This window comes from Flavobacterium soyangense (assembly GCF_015277675.1).
Classification (GTDB): domain Bacteria; phylum Bacteroidota; class Bacteroidia; order Flavobacteriales; family Flavobacteriaceae; genus Flavobacterium; species Flavobacterium soyangense.
The window spans coordinates 70,217-89,618 of sequence record NZ_JADHEC010000007.1; the positions used below are offsets into that span (position 1 = coordinate 70,217).

The 19,402-nt window shown below is 37.0% G+C and carries 17 protein-coding genes and 1 riboswitch; of the genes, 15 read left to right on the plus strand and 2 right to left on the minus strand.

What is annotated here, in order from left to right:
• Window positions 1-24: 24 nt before the first annotated feature.
• A complete protein-coding gene (locus tag IR213_RS04950) occupies window positions 25-1,197 on the plus strand; it encodes a trans-sulfuration enzyme family protein (RefSeq protein WP_194311206.1) in 1,173 nt (390 codons plus the stop codon).
• Between the two features lie 180 nt (window positions 1,198-1,377).
• A complete protein-coding gene (locus tag IR213_RS04955; RefSeq protein WP_194311207.1) occupies window positions 1,378-1,788 on the plus strand; it encodes an RrF2 family transcriptional regulator in 411 nt (136 codons plus the stop codon).
• A gap of 96 nt (window positions 1,789-1,884) precedes the next feature.
• Here IR213_RS04955 and IR213_RS04960 read toward each other — a convergent pair whose 3' ends face one another.
• Window positions 1,885-2,667 (minus strand): sulfite exporter TauE/SafE family protein, encoded by a 783-nt coding sequence (locus IR213_RS04960; protein ID WP_194311208.1) that lies wholly within the window; start codon window positions 2,665-2,667, stop codon window positions 1,885-1,887.
• A gap of 187 nt (window positions 2,668-2,854) precedes the next feature.
• Between IR213_RS04960 and IR213_RS04965 the strand changes: the two genes are divergently transcribed.
• From IR213_RS04965 to IR213_RS05025, 13 genes are all read left to right on the plus strand, one after another.
• Complete coding sequence (locus IR213_RS04965) at window positions 2,855-3,556, plus strand: phosphoadenylyl-sulfate reductase (RefSeq protein ID WP_194311209.1); 702 nt, start codon at window positions 2,855-2,857, stop codon at window positions 3,554-3,556.
• A gap of 67 nt (window positions 3,557-3,623) precedes the next feature.
• On the plus strand, window positions 3,624-4,523 hold the full coding sequence (cysD, locus tag IR213_RS04970) for a sulfate adenylyltransferase subunit CysD (protein WP_194311210.1): 900 nt from the start codon (window positions 3,624-3,626) through the stop codon (window positions 4,521-4,523).
• Between the two features lie 145 nt (window positions 4,524-4,668).
• Window positions 4,669-5,913, plus strand: coding sequence for a sulfate adenylyltransferase subunit 1 (locus IR213_RS04975; RefSeq protein ID WP_194311211.1), 1,245 nt, complete (start codon window positions 4,669-4,671; stop codon window positions 5,911-5,913).
• 59 nt (window positions 5,914-5,972) lie between these two features.
• Window positions 5,973-8,063, plus strand: a complete 2,091-nt coding sequence (locus IR213_RS04980) for a HEPN domain-containing protein (protein WP_194311212.1) — start codon at window positions 5,973-5,975, stop codon at window positions 8,061-8,063.
• Entirely contained in the window at window positions 8,056-8,838 is a 783-nt protein-coding gene (cobA, locus tag IR213_RS04985) for a uroporphyrinogen-III C-methyltransferase (protein WP_194311213.1), read from the plus strand. Before IR213_RS04980 ends, cobA begins: the two co-directional genes overlap by 8 nt.
• Complete coding sequence (locus tag IR213_RS04990) at window positions 8,838-9,419, plus strand: precorrin-2 dehydrogenase/sirohydrochlorin ferrochelatase family protein (RefSeq protein WP_194311214.1); 582 nt, start codon at window positions 8,838-8,840, stop codon at window positions 9,417-9,419. Before cobA ends, IR213_RS04990 begins: the two co-directional genes overlap by 1 nt.
• A 153-nt stretch (window positions 9,420-9,572) precedes the next feature.
• The gene (locus tag IR213_RS04995; RefSeq protein WP_194311215.1) at window positions 9,573-10,625 is read left to right on the plus strand and encodes an NAD(P)/FAD-dependent oxidoreductase; all 1,053 of its coding nucleotides are present in this window, start codon (window positions 9,573-9,575) and stop codon (window positions 10,623-10,625) included.
• A gap of 49 nt (window positions 10,626-10,674) precedes the next feature.
• Window positions 10,675-11,007 (plus strand): 2Fe-2S iron-sulfur cluster-binding family protein, encoded by a 333-nt coding sequence (locus IR213_RS05000; protein ID WP_194311216.1) that lies wholly within the window; start codon window positions 10,675-10,677, stop codon window positions 11,005-11,007.
• Between the two features lie 201 nt (window positions 11,008-11,208).
• Window positions 11,209-11,313, plus strand: a riboswitch (SAM riboswitch).
• 197 nt (window positions 11,314-11,510) lie between these two features.
• Complete coding sequence (locus IR213_RS05005; RefSeq protein WP_194311217.1) at window positions 11,511-12,512, plus strand: homocysteine S-methyltransferase family protein; 1,002 nt, start codon at window positions 11,511-11,513, stop codon at window positions 12,510-12,512.
• Between the two features lie 52 nt (window positions 12,513-12,564).
• Window positions 12,565-13,347, plus strand: a complete 783-nt coding sequence (locus IR213_RS05010; RefSeq protein WP_194311218.1) for a DNA-3-methyladenine glycosylase I — start codon at window positions 12,565-12,567, stop codon at window positions 13,345-13,347.
• A gap of 756 nt (window positions 13,348-14,103) precedes the next feature.
• Complete coding sequence (metH, locus tag IR213_RS05015) at window positions 14,104-16,776, plus strand: methionine synthase (RefSeq protein WP_194311219.1); 2,673 nt, start codon at window positions 14,104-14,106, stop codon at window positions 16,774-16,776.
• A gap of 95 nt (window positions 16,777-16,871) precedes the next feature.
• A complete protein-coding gene (gene metF / locus IR213_RS05020; RefSeq protein WP_194311220.1) occupies window positions 16,872-17,828 on the plus strand; it encodes a methylenetetrahydrofolate reductase [NAD(P)H] in 957 nt (318 codons plus the stop codon).
• Window positions 17,829-18,039: 211 nt separating this feature from the next.
• Complete coding sequence (locus tag IR213_RS05025; RefSeq protein WP_194311221.1) at window positions 18,040-18,414, plus strand: hypothetical protein; 375 nt, start codon at window positions 18,040-18,042, stop codon at window positions 18,412-18,414.
• Window positions 18,415-18,465: 51 nt separating this feature from the next.
• Here IR213_RS05025 and gldA read toward each other — a convergent pair whose 3' ends face one another.
• Window positions 18,466-19,365, minus strand: a complete 900-nt coding sequence (gldA, locus tag IR213_RS05030) for a gliding motility-associated ABC transporter ATP-binding subunit GldA (protein ID WP_194311222.1) — start codon at window positions 19,363-19,365, stop codon at window positions 18,466-18,468.
• Between the last annotated feature and the right edge of the window lie 37 nt (window positions 19,366-19,402).

Genomic DNA, 19,402 nt, shown 5'->3' on the forward strand with positions numbered 1-19,402 from the left:
TCCTTAAACTTTAAAAAAAATAGAATGAACGAACAAGAATTTGGTTTTGAAACCAATGCCATACGCAATCAATTAGAACGCACTCAATATCTCGAACACTCAGTACCTTTGTACTTGACTTCTAGTTTTGTATTTGAAGATGCCGAAGATATGCGTGCCTCATTTGCCGAAGAGAAAGAGCGCAATATTTATAGTCGATACAGCAATCCAAACACTAACGAATTTGTGGATAAAGTTTGCCAAATGGAAGGCGCATCTGCTGGCTTTGCATTCGCCTCAGGAATGGCGGCGGTATATTCAACCTTGGCGGCTTTGTTAAATTCGGGTGATCATATCGTTTCGGCAGGAAGCGTTTTTGGAGCGACACACTCTTTGTTTATCAATTATTTTCCAAAATGGGGAATTGAAACTTCGTATTTTGACATTGATAAACCGGAAACTATCGAGAGTTTTATCAAACCAAACACTAAAATTCTTTTTGCGGAATCGCCTACGAATCCAGCAATAGATATTATTGATTTGGAATTGTTAGGAGCAATTGCCAAAAAACACAATTTAATTTTAATAATCGACAACTGTTTTGCAACGCCTTATTTGCAGCAGCCTATAAAATGGGGAGCTGATTTAGTTATCCATTCGGCGACAAAATTAATGGACGGTCAAGGTAGAGTTTTGGGAGGAATAACCGTTGGTGATGCCGAATTGATTCAAAAAATCTATTTGTTTTCTCGATTGACGGGTCCTTCTTTATCGCCATTTAATGCGTGGGTTTTATCAAAAAGTTTGGAGACTTTGGCAATTCGTTTAGACAGACATTGCGAAAATGCCATGAAAGTAGCTGAGTTTTTAGAACAGCATCCCAACGTAAATCGGGTGAAATATCCGTTCTTAAAATCACATCCTCAATATGAAATTGCCAAAAAACAAATGAAGTTAGGCGGCAATATTGTGGCTTTCGAAATAAAAGGAGGTCTTGAAGCGGGCAGAAACTTTTTGGATAAAATAAAACTGTGTTCGCTATCTCCAAATTTGGGTGATACCAGAACCATTGTAACGCATCCAGCATCAACAACTCATAGCAAATTATCTGTCGAAGAACGTTTGGCAGTAAGTATTACCGATGGTTTGGTACGAGTTTCAGTAGGATTAGAAACCGTGAAAGATGTTATTGCTGATTTGGAACAGGCGTTGTCGTAAAGATTTTTATTCCGAAGTTCGGGAGCAGATTTAGTGTAAATCGAAAATCGTTAATCTTCATTCACTATTCTTAAATCAAAAAGTATATTTTTGTTGCAACAATAAAAGACATGTAGATTTCGGATTACTTTAAAATCTGAAATCAAAAATCGTTAATCTTCAATCTTATATCTTTTTTAAATGCTTTCAAAAAAAACAAAATACGGAATAAAAGCTTTGACTTTCTTGGCGCGCCAGAAAGATCAAACTCCTGTTGCTATTGCTGAAATTGCTAAAGCAGAACATATTTCGATTAAGTTTCTCGAAAGTATTTTATTGCTCTTGCGCCATTCGGGTTTTCTTGGAGCAAAAAAAGGAAAAGGCGGCGGTTATTATTTGATCAAAGAACCCAAAGATATTAATATGGCAAAAGTCTATCGCATTCTCGAAGGACCTATTGCCTTGTTGCCTTGCGCCAGTCACAATTTTTATGAAAAATGCGACGATTGCACAGATGAATCCTTGTGTGCCGTTCGCAAATTGATGATGGAAGTGCGTGATAATACCCTGATGATATTGGAAAATAACACTTTGGCCGATATTGCATTTTAAAATTTACCGAAAATTCGCAAATTTCAAATATTTTATTGAATTATAATTTGCGAATTTGAGGTTTGTACTTTTTAGATGTACTGAAATAGTTGGTGGCTAAAAAACCAATTTATATCCCACGAAAAATAGCATTATCGCAATAGCATTTCTAAGGAACAAGTCTGGTACTTTTCCGCTCAACATACTTCCAATGACAATTCCTGGAAGAGATCCCATTAATAACTGACCTAATAAACCAAAATCTAAATTTCCCATTGACGCATGTCCAAATCCGGCAACAAGAGTTAAAGGTATAGCATGGGCAATTTCGGTTCCAACTAATTTTGGGGTCGGCAAAAGAGGGTACAAGAAAAATAAAGTAACCGTTCCTAAAGCGCCCGCTCCAATTGAAGTTAGGGTTACAGTAGCTCCAAGCATTATGCCAATAGCGACAGTTAAGAAATTCTGGGTTTTACTCTCGCGATGAAATTTATCACCAGCATGTTTTTGCGAGAACACCAAGAGTTTCTTTTTGAATAAAACGGCCACCGAAGTAAAAAGTAAAGCCCAACCCAAACTGTATTTTATTATTGCATTCATTGCAGTTGTGTCGGTTTTCATGGTATGAAGAATCCACAAAGTCAATAAAGCAGCAGGAACACTTCCCAAAGAAAGCCAACCCGTGATAGTCCAATTAATATTCATTTTTTTATGATGCACATAAACACCGCCTAGTTTAGTAAAAGCTGCATATAGTAAATCAGTGCCAACAGCCGTAGTTGGGGGAATACCAAACCACAATAAAATGGGAGTCATTAAAGATCCGCCTCCTACACCTGTCAATCCAACTATAAAACCAACCGTTAATCCTGCAATTACTAAGCCTATTTGAAAATCCATATCAAATTTTTTTTGCAAAAGTACAATTATTTTACTATTATCCTATGGATTTGATAGACTTTAGTAAATAAATATTAATTGCAAAAAAGCCAAATATTGTTTTGTTATTTAGAAATAAGTAGTAATTTTGCGGACTAATCTACCAAACCGATAGGGTAATAGATTTGACATTTAAAATTAAAAGATAATGAGCGCGGCAATAGTAAATACATTATTAGAAAAAACAGCCAGTTTCTCGATTGAAGAAACCCTTGCTTTTTTGGCTAAGGAGTACGAAGGAAAAGCTATTTTTTCAACTTCTTTCGGACAGGAAGATCAAGTAATTACGGCTTTAATCGCCACAAATGATTTGCCGATTACCATTTTTACTTTGGATACAGGTCGATTGTTTCAGGAAACCTATGATGTTTTTCATAAGACGTTGAAAAAGTATAAAAAAGAAATTAAAGTCTATTTTCCGGAAGCTTCGGCAGTGGAGAAATTATTGGAAGAAAAAGGTCCAAACAGTTTTTACGATTCAGTTGAAAACCGAAAAGAGTGTTGTTTTATTCGAAAAGTAGCGCCATTGACCAAAGCTTTGAAAGGAAATGCAATTTGGATTACAGGTTTACGTGCCGAACAATCCGAAAATAGAAATGATTTAGCGCTTTTTGAATATGATGCTCATTTTGATATCATAAAATTCAATCCGTTGCTGAAATGGACTTTAGAAGACGTTCAAAAATATATTGACAATAATAATGTGCCACAAAACACGCTTCACAAAAAAGGATTTGTAAGTATAGGATGTGCGCCTTGTACAAGAGCTATCAATGCTGACGAAGATATAAGAGCCGGAAGATGGTGGTGGGAATCTAGCCATAAAGAATGTGGCTTGCACCAAAAATAATTATAAATTATAAATGATTGTTGGAATCTTTAATTTTTTCAATCATTTAAATCTTTAAATAAATACAATGAGTTCAATATTAAAAACAAATGCTTTAGAAAGCGAAGCGATTTACATTTTCAGAGAAGTAATTTCTCAGTTCGACAAACCAGTTTTGCTTTTCTCTGGTGGAAAAGATTCGATTACATTAGTACGTTTAGCGCAAAAAGCTTTCTTCCCTGCAAAGATTCCTTTTCCGTTGCTACACGTTGATACTGGTCACAATTTTCCTGAAACTATCGAATTTAGAGACAAATTGGTGGCCGAATTAGGATTGGAATTAATCGTTCGTAACGTTCAGGATTCAATCGACGAAGGAAAAGTAATTGAAGAAACAGGTCGTTATTCAAGCCGAAATATGTTACAAACGACAACGCTTTTGGATGCAATCGAAGAATTTAAATTTGATGCTTGTATTGGTGGCGCTCGTCGTGACGAAGAAAAAGCAAGAGCTAAAGAACGTATTTTCTCGGTTCGTGATGATTTTGGACAATGGGACGAAAAAAATCAACGACCGGAATTGTTTGATTTATTGAATGGTAAAATCGAAAATGGACAAAACGTTCGTGTTTTCCCAATTTCGAATTGGACAGAATTAGATGTTTGGAGTTATATCGAACAAGAAAAAATTGAAATTCCATCCATATACTTTTCACACAAAAGAAAAGTATTTATTCGTGATGGTATGATTTGGTCACATTCTCCTTTTGTTTACCAAGAAGAAGATGAAGCAATCGAAGAAAGAATCGTGCGTTTTAGAACCGTAGGTGATATGAGTTGTACGGCAGCTGTTGATTCTTATGCAGCAACAATTGCAGAAGTGGTTGGCGAAATCAGGACTTCAACAATCTCCGAAAGAGGTGCCAGAATAGATGATAAACGTTCTGAAGCCGCAATGGAAAAAAGAAAACAACAAGGATACTTTTAAAAAATAATTATGAGTTATGAATTATAAATTGTTCTAGACATTTAAAATTCAACATTAAAATAAAAAAATCAAATTTAGAAGTTTACTTAGGGTGTTTTTGGAAGACTTGAAACCTTAAACTTTTAAAATTTAAACAAAAACAAGAATGGAAGTTTTAAAAATAGCAACAGCAGGAAGTGTAGATGACGGAAAGAGCACATTAATCGGGAGATTATTATACGATACAAAATCGTTGACAACCGATAAAATTGAAGCAATAGAAAGAAGTAGCAAGCAAAAAGGATACGATTACCTTGATTTTTCTTTGGCTACCGATGGTTTGGTTGCTGAGCGTGAACAAGGAATTACGATTGACGTAGCCCATATTTATTTTTCGACAGCTAAGAAAAGTTACATCATTGCCGATACGCCAGGTCACGTTGAATATACTCGAAATATGGTTACCGGAGCTTCGACTTCTCAAGTTTCCATTATTTTGATTGATGCTCGAAAAGGAGTTATTGAGCAAACCTACCGTCACTTTTTTATCAATAATTTATTGCGTGTAAAAGAGGTGATTGTTGCCGTAAACAAAATGGATTTAGTTGATTATTCGGAAGAAGTGTATAACAAAATCAAGGCTGATTTTGAAGCATTGAATGCCAAAAGCACATTCAAAGAACAAGTGGTAAGTTACATTCCGTTAAGTGCCATCAATGGTGGAAATGTGGTGGACAAATCCGAAAATATGCCTTGGTACACAGGCCAAACTGTTTTGGAACATTTAGAAGATTTGGAGCCAAAAGATGTTTTCGAAAAAGGAGAAGTTCGTTTCCCGGTTCAAACAGTGATTAGACCAAAAACAGAAGAATATCACGATTTTAGAGGATATGCCGGAAAATTATACGGAAATAATATTAAAGTTGGAGATGCCGTAACAGTACTTCCTTCATTGACCGAATCGAAAGTTTCGAAAATTCACTTTTTCGACAAACAATTTGACGAAGCCACAGCTGGCTCTTCAATAGTTTTAGAATTGGAAAATGATATCAACGTAACTCGCGGAGATATGATTGTAAAATCAGGAGAACTTCCAAGAATAGAGAAAGACATCAACACTACAGTTTGTTGGATGGACAGCAAAAAGCTGGTTGCAGGAACAAAATACATCGTTCAGCATAACACGAATCGGGTTTTGGCTAAAATAGATAGTGTGAAAAACACGATTTCTACAGATTATTCAGGAACAAAAGAAGCAACTCAATTGAACATTAATGAAATAGGCGAAGTCAATATTAAGTTAAGCAAAGCTTTGTATTTTGACGCTTATAATCATAATAAATCAAACGGGGCTTTTATCTTGATAGATGTGGCAACAAACACAACAGCAGGAGTTGGGTTTATAAAATAGTTTTAGATTGCTAATATTTTCGACAAAAAGAATCAAGAACAACAAAACAACAAAAAATTATGCAGAGTTTTAGAACCGAAATAGAAGATCCGATTGTACAAAAAGACATTATCGATTTAGAAAGAAAAATTGCTTTGTTCCGCGATGGAAAAATTGATGACGAACGTTTCCGAAGCTTACGTTTAGCGCGTGGTGTTTATGGTCAGCGTCAGGAAGGCGTTCAAATGATTCGTATCAAATTGCCTTTTGGTAAAGTATCGAGTGAGCAATTAGTTCGAATTTCAGATGTTTCGGACGAATATTCTAGAGGTCGTTTACATATCACAACCCGTCAGGATATTCAGATTCATTACGTAAGTTTGGACAGAACTCCTGAACTTTGGGCCGAATTAGAAAAAAGTGACATCACACTTCGTGAAGCCTGCGGAAATACCGTCAGAAATATTACAGCCAGCGAAACAGCAGGAATTGATGTTGACGAACCTTTTGACGTTTCGCCTTATGCACACGCATTGTTCCAGTTTTTCTTGAGAAATCCAGTTTGTCAGGAAATGGGACGAAAATTCAAAATATCATTCTCCTCATCGGATAAAGATTCGGCTTTGAGTTATTTACACGATTTAGGATTTATTCCAAAAATTGTAAATGGCGAAAGAGGTTTTAAAGTAATGTTGGGTGGCGGATTAGGTTCGCAGCCGCATCATGCCGAATTATTATCGGAATTTATTCCGGTAAATCAAATTATTCCAACAACTGAAGGCGTTCTAAGAATATTCGACCGTTTTGGTGAAAGAAACAAACGTTTGAAAGCACGTATGAAATTCTTAATCAAAGATTTAGGAAGAGATGCGTTTTTGAAATTGGTTGAAGAAGAGAAAGAAGCATTGTCCTACCAAACGGTTGAAATCGACACAACGGCATTTGATGCTCCCATTGCAACACCTTTATTGGTAGCTCCAAAAGTGGTAATCGAAGATGTTGCCGCTTTCGAAGTTTGGAAAAATTCGAATGTTATTAAACAAAAGCAAGCCGGTTATGTAGCCATTGGAATCAAAGTTTCATTAGGCGATTTCTATACCGATAAAGCCAGATTATTAGCAGAATTAATCAAAAATTTTGGAGCTAATGAATTGCGTTTTTCCCTCAGACAAGATATTCTTATCCGTCATATAAAAGAAGAAGATTTAGCTTTTTTCTACCAAGAATTGGCCAAATTAGATTTCGTTTCTTTAGGATATAATTCTACTGCCGATATTACAGCTTGTCCAGGAACCGATACTTGTAATCTTGGTATTGCGAGCAGCACAGGAATTGCCACGGAATTGGAAAGAGTTTTGGCTACGGAATATCCACAATATTTTAATAACAAAGAAATCGCCATAAAAATTAGCGGCTGTATGAATGCTTGCGGACAACACAATATGGCGCACATTGGTTTTCAAGGAATGTCAATCAATTCAGGAAAACTGGTGGCTCCGGCACTTCAAGTATTGTTGGGCGGAGGGATTTTAGGGAATGGAGCGGGTAGATTTGCCGATAAAGTAATTAAAATCCCGAGTCGTCGTGGTCCGGATGCGTTGCGTTTTATTTTGAATGATTTCGAGGCGAATGCCAACGGACAATCCTTTTTGGAGTATTATGATGCCCAAGGGGAGAAATATTTTTTCGAATTATTAAAAGAATTATCGGACGTTACCAATCTAACGGAAGCCGATTTTGTCGATTGGGGGAATGCCGATAATTATGTAAAAGCGATTGGTGTGGGCGAATGCGCCGGCGTTGTAATTGATTTAGTAACGACATTGATACTAGAAGCCAAAGATAAAATGACTTTCGCTCAAGAAGCTTTCGAGGACAAAAAATGGTCCGATGCAATTTACCTTGCTTATGCTGGTTTTGTAAATGGTGCCAAAGCATTATTGCTTGCCGAAAACGAAAAAACAAATCATCACGCAGGAATCATCGATTTGTTCGACACTGTTTTTACAGCGACAGACAAAATCAAATTGAAATCTACTTTCAGAGAATTGGTTTACCAAATTAACCAAAATGAACCTTCGGAAGCCTTTGCTAAGACTTACATTCAAGATGCGACAGCCTTTTTTGAAGCGATAGAATTATACAGAGCCAAAGATTTAGCAAATGAATAAAATTATAAAACCAAGAGTAACTTTAGTAGGTGCTGGTCCGGGTGACCCGGATTTGCTTACCATCAAAGGGGCAAAAGCGCTTGCCGATGCAAATGTGGTTTTGTATGATGCTTTGGCAAACGAAGAAATATTGGCCTATGCGCCCAAAAAATCCATCAAGTTATTTGTTGGAAAAAGAAAAGGCTGTCACGAATATTCGCAAGATCAAATCAATCAATTGATTGTTGACAATGCGCTTACTTACGGAAACGTGGTGCGACTAAAAGGCGGGGATCCATTTATTTTTGGTCGCGGAAGCGAAGAAATCGAATACATTGAAAGTTTCGGGATTCCTACGGCGGTAATTCCGGGAATTTCCTCATCGATTGCCGTTCCTGCAAATCAAGGTATTTCGTTGACAAAAAGAGGGGTTTCCGAAAGTTTTTGGGTGATTACAGGTACAACTTCTAGCAGGGAATTATCTAAAGATGTCGCCCTCGCAGCTCAATCATCGGCAACGGTCGTGATTTTGATGGGAATGAGCAAACTCGAACAAATCGTGGCGTTATTCCAAAACGAATCTAAAGGCGAAATTCCGGTTGCGATTATTCAAAACGGAACGATGCCCACCGAAAAAATTGGTGTTGGAACCATAAATACAATTACGAAAGTGGTCGCAGATAATAGTTTGAGTTCCCCGGCAATTATTGTAATTGGCGAAGTTGTACGAGAAAGTAATAAGTTAAAAAATTTTAACGAAAAATTTGCCTCCAATAAAGTTTGGGCAAGAGAATAATGGATAGGAACGAATTATACCCCATTTTTTTAAAACTCCACCAACTCAATGTGCTCATTGTTGGTGGAGGAAACGTGGGTTTAGAAAAACTTTCGTTTATGTTAAAATCCAGTCCAAACGCCAATGTTGAAGTAGTTGCACCAAAGTTTTTACCTCAATTAGAAGAACTAGCGCAAAAACATCCTTCGGTAAAACTGACGTATAAAAAATTCAATCGCTGGATGCTTCGCAAACGCCACATGGTTATCGCTTGCACCGACGATTTAAAAGTCAATAAACGAGTTTATGATTTATCCCGAAAAAGATATTTGATTTGTAATATCGCTGATACACCACCCTTGTGCGACTATTATTTAGGCGGGATCGTGACCAAAGGAAATGTAAAAATTGCCATTTCAACCAACGGAAAATCGCCAACAACCGCTAAAAGATTACGCGAATTTTTCGAAGAAATTATTCCGGACGATATCAATTCAATGGTCGAAAACCTGAATGAATATCGCAAAACTTTAAAAGGAGATTTCGAAGAAAAGGTTCAGAAAATGAACAAAATTACTGAAACATTAAAAAAACAACAATAAAATACGCAGAAATAACAGGTTTTGTGACAGCGGATTAAATATAATTCGTTAAAAATTATATTGAATAAAGATATTCCAAAAACATATAACGCAACTCATTCTCTGCTCACCTTCCTTCAGAAAAGGTAGAATAGAGAAAAAAAATTAAACAAAATGATTAAGACAGATATACTTATAATAGGGGCTGGACCAACGGGATTATTTACCGTTTTTGAGGCAGGATTATTAAAATTGAATTGCCATATTTTAGACAGTTTACCGCAACCTGGAGGGCAATTATCTGAATTGTACCCCAAAAAGCCTATTTATGACATCCCTGGCTTTCCAGAAGTATTGGCAGGAGATTTGGTTAATAATTTAATGGAGCAAATTAAACAATTTGAGCCTGGATTTACACTTGGGGAACGAGCCGAAACATTAGAGAAACAGGAAGACGGGAGTTTTATTGTAACCTCTAATAAAGGAAAAAAATTCCATGCTTCGGTAGTGGCTATTGCCGGAGGATTAGGTAGTTTTGAACCTCGTAAACCATTGATTCAAGATGTTGAATTTTACGAAAACAAAGGCGTGAAATACTTTATCAAAAATCCAGAAAAATTTAGAAACAAAAGAGTAGTTATTGCCGGTGGTGGAGATTCAGCTTTAGATTGGAGTGTTTTCCTTTCTAATGTGGCTTCTGAAGTGACTTTAATTCACCGCAGAAACGAATTCAGAGGCGCTTTAGATTCGGTAGAAAAAGTGCAGGAACTCAAAACAGCAGGAAAAATAAAATTAATTACACCTGCCGAAGTCATTGGGTTAAATGGTGCTGAACATTTAGAATCGATTGTAATTGAAGAAAATGGCGCACACCGAACAATTCCAACTGATTATTTTATTCCGCTTTTTGGATTAACTCCAAAATTGGGGCCAATCGCAAACTGGGGATTAGAAATCGAGAAAAACGCTATCAAAGTAAATAATGCCTTAGATTATCAAACAAATATTCCCGGAGTTTTTGCCATAGGTGATGTCAATACTTATCCTGGGAAACTGAAATTGATTCTTTGCGGATTCCACGAAGCGACTTTAATGTGTCAAGCGGCTTACCAAATTATAAATCCCGGCAAAAAATATTTGATGAAATACACCACCGTTTCAGGTATTGATGGATTCGATGGCAGTCGTAAGGAAGCACCTAAAGCTGTTGTAAAGGCAATAGATTAATACTATTTTGATACAATTTTGGGTATCAATATTCATAAATAAATACTATATGACACAAGACGTAACTATAAAAATTACCGATAGAGAAGGAATAATACACGAAGTACTAGCACCCACAGACATGAACATGAATGTTATGGAACTCGTGAGTGCCTATGAATTGGCTCCAGAAGGGACCATTGGAATTTGTGGCGGGATGGCTATGTGCGCCTCTTGTCAGTGTTATGTATTAAACCAAGTAACTTTGCCGGAAAGAAACGATGATGAAGAAGCCATGCTCTCAGAAGCCTTTAATGTAAAAGACAACAGCCGATTGGGATGCCAGATTTATATAACCAATGCTTTAGAAGGATTAGAGATTGCACTAGCACCCGAATCATAATTATAAAAAGCAAGGATCCATTTGTCGTTTTAGAATAAAAAGGCGCTACTTTATTTCTTGTGGGCGGTTTATAAATGATATTTTTCCGCAGTATAAAATATCTTAAAACGGTACATAGTGTTGATTCTTAAAAGCAAGAATAGAAATTATTTCATATTTTAATTTTTAGTATTACATTTGCAGCGTTCATACATTTATTGATTGTTATCACGAAAGGCGGAGGGAAAGACCCGATGAAACCTTAGCAACCCTTTATCTGTAAAGAAGGTGCTACATTCTGTCCCAATTATCGGGAAAAGATAACCACGAGAAATCTTCTCACTTTTTACGATAACATTTACAATTTTTTAAACAGCAGCTTTTTTTGGAGCTATTTCCTGCTGTACGTTGCAATCTTTTTTATACCTGACAGGTTTTAAAACCTGTCAGGTATAAAAAAGGATTTCCGCTTCCATCAGGGCTAATCAGAAAATGCGATGAACATTTTAATTTAAAAGAACAAAATGCCAAAAATTCAAGAAGAAATCAAAAAACGGATTCTCGTACTCGACGGAGCAATGGGAACGATGTTGCAACGCTATAATTTTTCCGAAGAAGATTTTCGGGGAGAACGTTTCAAAGACTTTCCGTATTCCTTAAAAGGGAATAACGATTTGTTGTCCATAACGCAACCTCAAGCGATTGCAGCTATTCACGCGCAATATTTCGAAGCCGGAGCTGATATTGTCGAAACCAATACTTTTTCGAGCACCACAATCGGTATGGCCGATTATCATCTCGAAGATATTGTATACGAATTGAACTTCCAATCGGCAAAAATAGCTCGCGAAGTCGCCGATGAATTTACCGCACGAAATCCGGAAAAACCTCGTTTTGTTGCCGGTTCCATTGGGCCGACCAACAGAACGGCAAGTATGTCGCCAGACGTAAATGATCCGGGTTACAGAGCCGTATCTTTCGATGATTTGAGCTTGGCGTACAAACAGCAAATCGAAGCGTTACTTGATGGTGGCGTAGATTTACTTTTGGTCGAAACTATTTTCGATACGTTGAATGCAAAAGCAGCACTTTTCGCCATTGAAGAAGTCAAAGACGAACGCAAAATCGATATTCCAATCATGGTTTCAGGAACGATTACTGATGCTTCTGGAAGAACACTTTCAGGGCAAACCGTGGAAGCTTTCTTGATTTCGATTTCGCATATTCCGTTGTTGAGTGTAGGTTTCAATTGTGCTCTTGGAGCGCACCAACTGAAACCGTATTTAAAACAATTGTCACAAAACACGTCTTTCAATGTTTCGGCGCATCCCAATGCAGGATTGCCAAACGCTTTCGGGCAATACGACGAAACACCAAAAGAAATGCAAACGCAAATCAAGGAATATTTAGACGAAAATTTAATCAATATTATTGGCGGCTGTTGCGGCACAAATCCGGATCACATCCGATTAATTGCTGAAGTGGCGAAGGAGTATAAACCAAGGGTTTTGGAAGCGAAAATGTAAAAATCGCATATATTTATGAGTTGTGAGTCATACTACCAAAACAGAAACGAAAATGAACGAAAAAGAAAATCTCTACAAAGAAATCGATTTGCTAATTGAAAGAATTGATAATTATAAGAACGAGCCAAACTTTAGTATTGAGAAAAATAGAAGACAAAATAAAATCGTTTCTGATTTTAAAAATGACAACGAAATTTTAAAAACGTTTGCATATTTAATCGCTTATAGTCAAAATGCAAATTCTGAATTAGTTGAGCAAATATTGAAATCTGGAAATTATGACAAAGCATTTGAAAATTTTGAGATTGATAAAGTCGCAAAATTAAATCCTTGTGATATTGCAGATAATTCTTGGGAAAGCATAAAAGGAATTAGACAACAAGGAAAATTATTTCATATTGTAACACTAGCAAGAAAAATAAAAGCGATTGGCTCATTTTATAAATTACTGAATAACATAAATATTCCGAAAGAAATTAAAACTGAAGATGATATTGCAAACTTTTGGAACGGATTTGACATATTGCTAAAAACACTAAAAGAAAATAAAATTCCATTTTTTCAATCAACAACTTCGTTGTTGCATTTTTTATTAGATAGTGGTTATGATTGCGTGAAACCAGATTTAGTAGTAATGAAAGTTGCGAAAAAACTAAAATTTGTAGAAGAAGAAATTGGAGACAAAAATTTTAGAAAAGCTGTTCGAGTAATTCAAGAATATTCACTGAAACGAAATGTAAGACCAACAATTATAGATTTTTATTTTCTAATCGACGAAGCACAACGTGGTGCAAAAAAATATGTGAAAGAAGAATTTTATAAACGAAATAAATAAAAGTACGAAAGCCCTCGCTAGCGCAAGCGTCCCCAGCTCTTCGAAGTGTTCTTTTAAAAAATGAAAGTTATTAAAAGGGGAATGCTCTGCGAAGTCTCCCGACCCCAGCTATTCGAAGTGTTCTTTTAAAAAATGAAAGTTCTTAAAAGGCGGAATGCTCTGCGAAGTCTCCCGACCCCAGCTATTCGAAGTGTTCTTTTAAAAAATGAAAGTTCTTAAAAGGCGGAATGCTCTGCGGAATGCTCTGCGAAGTCTCCCGACTTCGTAGCCATTCCAATGAGCAACAAACACTAGTTAGTAAGTTGCTAAAGTTGGAACTGTATATAGGATTGGGTACGAAGTCGGCAGACTTCGCACAGCATATATGAAAAGGAATTTTGAGCGTATGGAATAAAAAAATAAGTTGGCTACAAATTGTAATCCAGCTCTTCGAAGTGTTCTTTTAAAAAATGAAAGTTCCTAAAAGGCGGAATGCTCTGCGAAGTCTCCCGACTTCGTAGCCATTCCAATGAGCAACAAACACTAGTTAGTAAGTTGCTAAAGTTGGAACTGTATATAGGATTGGGTACGAAGTCGGGAGACTTCGCACAGCATATATGAAAAGGAATTTTGGGCGTATGGAATAAAAAAATAAGTTGGCTACAAATTGTAACCAACTGAAATAAAAAGTTAAACGGAAACCGTGACCAATTGTCACGCTTTGAAAAGCATACCTACAAGGTTTAAAAAAAACCTTGCAGGATTTAAAAATAAAATATGTCAAAAACAAAAAAATATTTAAAGTTATCAGGTCTTGAACCGTTAATCATTACGCCGGAAACCAACTTTGTAAACGTTGGTGAAAGAACGAATGTAACCGGTTCGCGAAAATTTTTGCGTCTTATAAAAGAGGAAAAATACGCCGAAGCACTTGCCGTGGCTCGTGACCAAGTAGAAGGCGGCGCACAAATCATCGATATCAATATGGATGAAGGAATGCTCGACGGCGTTTATGCCATGACCACTTTCCTGAATTTGATCGCTTCGGAACCGGATATTTCCCGTGTTCCCTTGATGATTGACAGTTCGAAATGGGAAATTATCGAAGCCGGTTTGAAAGTGGCCCAAGGTAAAAGTGTAGTGAATTCGATTTCTTTGAAAGAAGGAGAAGAACGATTTATTCATCACGCCAAATTGGTAAAACGATACGGAGCTGCCGTTATTGTTATGGCTTTCGACGAAAAAGGGCAAGCCGACAACTACGAAAGACGTATCGAAATTTGCAAACGTTCGTATGATATTTTGGTGAACGAAGTAGGTTTTCCGGCTGAAGACATCATATTTGACCCTAATATTTTTCCTGTTGCCACAGGAATGGACGAACATAAATTGAACGCTTTGGATTTCTTCAGAGCCACAAAATGGATTAAAGAAAATTTGCCGCATGCGCACGTAAGTGGCGGTGTGAGTAACGTTTCGTTTTCTTTTAGGGGAAATGACACGGTGCGCGAAGCGATGCACTCGGCATTTTTGTACCATGCGATTCAAAACGGGATGACAATGGGAATTGTAAATCCTGAAATGTTGTCTATTTATGATGAAATTCCAAAAGATCTTTTGGAACACGTTGAGGATGTTTTGTTAAACCGAAGAGAAGATGCCACGGAACGATTATTGGACTTTGCCGAGAATGTAAAAGGCGGTGCGAAAGTCAATGAAAAAGCCGTTCAAGAATGGCGTTCAGGAACAATCCAAGAAAGATTAACGCATTCTTTGGTACGAGGAATTGATGAATTTATAGAATTGGATATCGAAGAAGCTCGATTGGCAGCTTCAAAACCCATCGAAGTTATCGAAATCAACTTGATGGCGGGAATGAATGTGGTGGGAGATTTATTCGGAAGCGGAAAAATGTTTTTGCCGCAAGTGGTAAAATCGGCAAGGGTTATGAAAAAAGCCGTGGCATATTTACTTCCATTTATTGAAGAAAGTAAAGATGCTTCCTCGCGAGGGGCGGGTCGTGTTTTAATGGCAACCGTAAAAGGCGATGTTCACGACATTGGAAAAAATATTGTTTCGGTGGTTTTGGCTTGCAATAACTATGAAATCGTCGATTTAGGAGTGATGGTTGCGCCAGAGAAAATTATTGCGGCAGCGATTGAACACAATGTTGACATCATTGGATTAAGCGGATTGATAACGCCATCCTTGGACGAAATGGTTTATTTGGCCAAAGAATTAGACAAACAAAATATCAAAATTCCAATAATGATTGGCGGAGCAACTACTTCTAGAGCACACACAGCCGTGAAAATTGCGCCTCAATATAGGGAAACCGTGGTTCACGTAAATGATGCTTCGAGAGCCGTGACGGTGGCGGGAAATTTACTGAATAGCGATAAAGAAACGTATACAAATTCAATTAGGGCCGACTATGACGCTTTCAGAGAAACGTTTTTGAACCGTTCAAGAGATAAAAATTTCTTGACTATCGAACAAGCGCGTAAAAACAAGTTGCAATTGGATTGGGAAAATTACAATCCGATGACACCTAATTTTATAGGAACGAAAACTATCGAAGTTGATTTGGACTTGTTGGTTCCCTATATCGACTGGACTCCGTTTTTTAGAACCTGGGAATTATTCGGGAAATATCCTGCGATTTTAACTGATGAAGTTGTTGGAGAACAAGCGACTTCTGTTTTTTACGATGCCCAGGAAATGTTGAAAGTGATTTTGAAAGAAAAGAAATTGACTGCCAAAGGAATTTACGGCATTTTTCCGGCGAATCAAGTCAATGATGATGATATAGAATTGAGAGACGAAAGCGGAAAAATCTTGGATAAATTCTTGACTTTGCGCCAGCAAGCACAAAAATCAAAAGGCAAACCAAACATCGCTTTGGCTGATTTTATTGCTCCGAAAGATAGTGGTAAAATAGATTATATGGGTACATTTTGTGTAACCACTGGGTTTGGTGTTGATGAATGGGCGGCCGAGTTCGAAAAGGATTTGGACGATTACAATTCGATTATGGTCAAGGCTTTGGCAGATCGTTTTGCGGAAGCTTTTGCCGAATATCTACACGAAAAAATAAGAAAGGAAATTTGGGGTTATTCCAAAAACGAAGTTTTGAGTGCCGAAGAAATGATAGCCGAAACGTATAAGGGGATTCGTCCGGCACCGGGTTATCCGGCTTGTCCCGACCATTTAGAAAAACCAACAATTTGGAAATTGCTAAATGTGGAAAAGGAGATTGGAGTGACTTTGACAGAAAGTATGGCAATGTGGCCGGTTTCTTCGGTTTCCGGATATTATTTTGGTAATCCGGAAAGCAAGTATTTTGGAATTGGAAAAATAAAGGAAGACCAAGTCGTGGATTATGCCAAACGAAGAAATATACCAACAGAAACAGCGACAAAATGGTTGAATCCTAATATTGCAGATTAATTGATTTATGATTTTTGACCCGAGCGATAGCGAACTGGCGAAGCATTTCAGATTTCTCAACTCATAACTCATAATTTATAACTCATAACTTTAATATGAAAGTAACACAACATATAGAAAACGCACAAGGGAAAACGTTGTTTTCTTTCGAGATTATTCCGCCACAAAAAGGGAAAAGCATTCAGGATTTATACGACAATATTGATCCGTTAATGGAGTTCAAGCCGCCTTTTATAGACGTGACAACTTCGCGTGAAGAGTATATTTATGTGGATAAAGGCAATGGATTATTGGACAAAAAACTCACCAGAATGCGTCCCGGAACCTTGGGAATTTGTGCTTCCATAAAACATAAATATTCTGTTGACACAGTTCCACACGTGCTTTGCGGTGGATTCACGAAAGAGGAAACTGAGTATTTATTAGTCGATTGTCATTATTTAGAAATCAATAACGTAATGGCTTTGCGTGGCGATGCAATGAAAGAGGAACAATCTTTTGTGGCAAAAGAAGGCGGAAATAATTATGCGGTAGATTTAGTTAAACAAATTCACCAATTGAATCAAGGGAAGTATTTACACGATGTAATGCACATTGACAACAAAGCTGATTTTTGTGTTGGAGTTGCCGGTTATCCGGAGAAACATTTAGAATCACCTTCCTTAATTTCGGATTTAAAAAGGCTAAAAGAAAAAGTGGATGCCGGAGCGGATTATGTGGTGACCCAAATGTTTTTTGACAATGCCAAATACTTCGAATTTGTTGCCAAAGCCAGAGAAATGGGAATCACGGTTCCAATTATTCCGGGAATAAAACCAATTGCGGTGCAAAGACATTTGCAAATTCTGCCACAAATTTTCCGAATCGACTTGCCGGAAGATTTAATTCACGCAATCGAAAAATGCAAATCCCCTGCCGATATCAAACAAGTGGGAATTGAATGGGCAATCCAACAATCGTTAGAACTCAAAGCTGCCGGCGTTCCTGTTCTGCATTATTATTCTATGGGAAAATCAGAAAACATTCGGCAAATAGCGAGCAAGGTTTTTTAGGATTCAAAATAGTTCTGTTTTAATCAGACCTCACAAGTTATAGAAACCTGTGAGGACTTTTTTTTCCTATTCTCCATAAAAAAGCTATTTACATTTATAAAAGATATATTTCCCCACTTAATTAATACGCTTTATTCTCTTTTTTGCGTATCTTTATGTCACTCAAATCATTAATGTTTTATTAGGGAAGCCAATCTTAAAATCAAAATAAATGGTAGAGAAAGCAAAATGGACACGCATCATTTACATTATTGGGGTTGTCGCCTTACTAATTGGTGCCATCGATCCTTTGGAAGGGTCAGTTGTAATAATTGCCGGAAGCGCACTTCTTGCCTTGTCAGCGTATGTAACAAGTGACAGACATTCTAAAATTTTCACTGTATCATTGATAATGATTGTGATTGGAGTGTCTTTTATGTTTTATTTTTCCTCACTTGGCGGTTTTGGAGGAACATCAGCACTGTCGTGGTGGTGGGGTTTATTGATTCTGCCATTTCCGATTGGATGGCTAATAATTATTGCCGTTTTGATTAGGAGAGCTATTGAAAATAAAAAACTCAAATCAATTTCTAAAAAGCTCGATTAATTTCCCACAAATAGTTAGGGTTATACGAGTTTTTTATCTGCAAAAAGAATTCTATTGTTTAGTTATTTCCCTAAAAACCGCCTCCAGATTTTTATTTTTCTGATTGAGTTGTAATGTTTTCAAACCATTGGCATTCGCAAAATCAAAAACTGCGGGACGCATATCTTTATCGGCGTTGAAAGTCAATTCCCAAATCATATCGTGGGTGTTCTTAAAGGAAGTCAGATTTTCGATTTTGGCAATCAATTGTTCTTCGACTTTATAGTCAAATTCGACTTCGATAACTTGTTCTTTTTCTGCTGAAATTAAGTTGTCCAGTTTTTTGTCGGCGACAATTTTACCGTTATTGATGATAATCACCCGGTCGCAAATGGCTTCTACTTCCTGCATAATGTGTGTGGAAAGGAAAACGGTTTTGTCTTTACCTACGTTTTTAATCACGTTTCTAATTTCTGCCAATTGATTCGGGTCTAAACCTGTGGTGGGTTCATCCAGAATCAAAACATCGGGATTGTGTAATAAAGCGTTGGCAAGTCCTACGCGCTGACGAAAACCTTTAGATAATTGCCCTATTTTTTTGTGGCTTTCGGTGGATAAGCCCGTAAGCTGAATCACTTCTTCGACTCTGGATTTAGCAACTTTATAAACATCGGCATTAAAAGCCAGATATTCCCGAACATATAAATCCAAGTATAACGGATTATGTTCCGGTAAATAACCAATGGATTGTTGCACGGATTTGGCTTGTGAGTTAACATCAAATCCATTTACTGAAGCTGAACCTTCGTCGGCGGAAATATAGGTAGTCAATATTTTCATTAAAGTTGATTTTCCGGCGCCATTTGGACCCAAAAAGCCCACGATTTCTCCTTTTTTGACAGAAAATGAAATGTTGTCCAATGCTTTTTGCGCACCGTAACTTTTCGATATGTTATTTACTTCTATTGACATTGTATTTTATTTGTAGCAAAAGTAAACAGAAAAAGTG

What these genes read in the sequence shown, in the direction of transcription:
- IR213_RS04950 (WP_194311206.1), top strand. Translation starts at nt 25, where the DNA reads ATGAACGAACAAGAATTTGGTTTTGAAACCAATGCCATACGCAATCAA.
- IR213_RS04955 (WP_194311207.1), top strand. Translation starts at nt 1,378, where the DNA reads ATGCTTTCAAAAAAAACAAAATACGGAATAAAAGCTTTGACTTTCTTG.
- IR213_RS04960 (WP_194311208.1), bottom strand. Translation starts at nt 2,667, where the DNA reads ATGGATTTTCAAATAGGCTTAGTAATTGCAGGATTAACGGTTGGTTTT.
- IR213_RS04965 (WP_194311209.1), top strand. Translation starts at nt 2,855, where the DNA reads ATGAGCGCGGCAATAGTAAATACATTATTAGAAAAAACAGCCAGTTTC.
- cysD (WP_194311210.1), top strand. Translation starts at nt 3,624, where the DNA reads ATGAGTTCAATATTAAAAACAAATGCTTTAGAAAGCGAAGCGATTTAC.
- IR213_RS04975 (WP_194311211.1), top strand. Translation starts at nt 4,669, where the DNA reads ATGGAAGTTTTAAAAATAGCAACAGCAGGAAGTGTAGATGACGGAAAG.
- IR213_RS04980 (WP_194311212.1), top strand. Translation starts at nt 5,973, where the DNA reads ATGCAGAGTTTTAGAACCGAAATAGAAGATCCGATTGTACAAAAAGAC.
- cobA (WP_194311213.1), top strand. Translation starts at nt 8,056, where the DNA reads ATGAATAAAATTATAAAACCAAGAGTAACTTTAGTAGGTGCTGGTCCG.
- IR213_RS04990 (WP_194311214.1), top strand. Translation starts at nt 8,838, where the DNA reads ATGGATAGGAACGAATTATACCCCATTTTTTTAAAACTCCACCAACTC.
- IR213_RS04995 (WP_194311215.1), top strand. Translation starts at nt 9,573, where the DNA reads ATGATTAAGACAGATATACTTATAATAGGGGCTGGACCAACGGGATTA.
- IR213_RS05000 (WP_194311216.1), top strand. Translation starts at nt 10,675, where the DNA reads ATGACACAAGACGTAACTATAAAAATTACCGATAGAGAAGGAATAATA.
- IR213_RS05005 (WP_194311217.1), top strand. Translation starts at nt 11,511, where the DNA reads ATGCCAAAAATTCAAGAAGAAATCAAAAAACGGATTCTCGTACTCGAC.
- IR213_RS05010 (WP_194311218.1), top strand. Translation starts at nt 12,565, where the DNA reads ATGAACGAAAAAGAAAATCTCTACAAAGAAATCGATTTGCTAATTGAA.
- metH (WP_194311219.1), top strand. Translation starts at nt 14,104, where the DNA reads ATGTCAAAAACAAAAAAATATTTAAAGTTATCAGGTCTTGAACCGTTA.
- metF (WP_194311220.1), top strand. Translation starts at nt 16,872, where the DNA reads ATGAAAGTAACACAACATATAGAAAACGCACAAGGGAAAACGTTGTTT.
- IR213_RS05025 (WP_194311221.1), top strand. Translation starts at nt 18,040, where the DNA reads ATGGTAGAGAAAGCAAAATGGACACGCATCATTTACATTATTGGGGTT.
- gldA (WP_194311222.1), bottom strand. Translation starts at nt 19,365, where the DNA reads ATGTCAATAGAAGTAAATAACATATCGAAAAGTTACGGTGCGCAAAAA.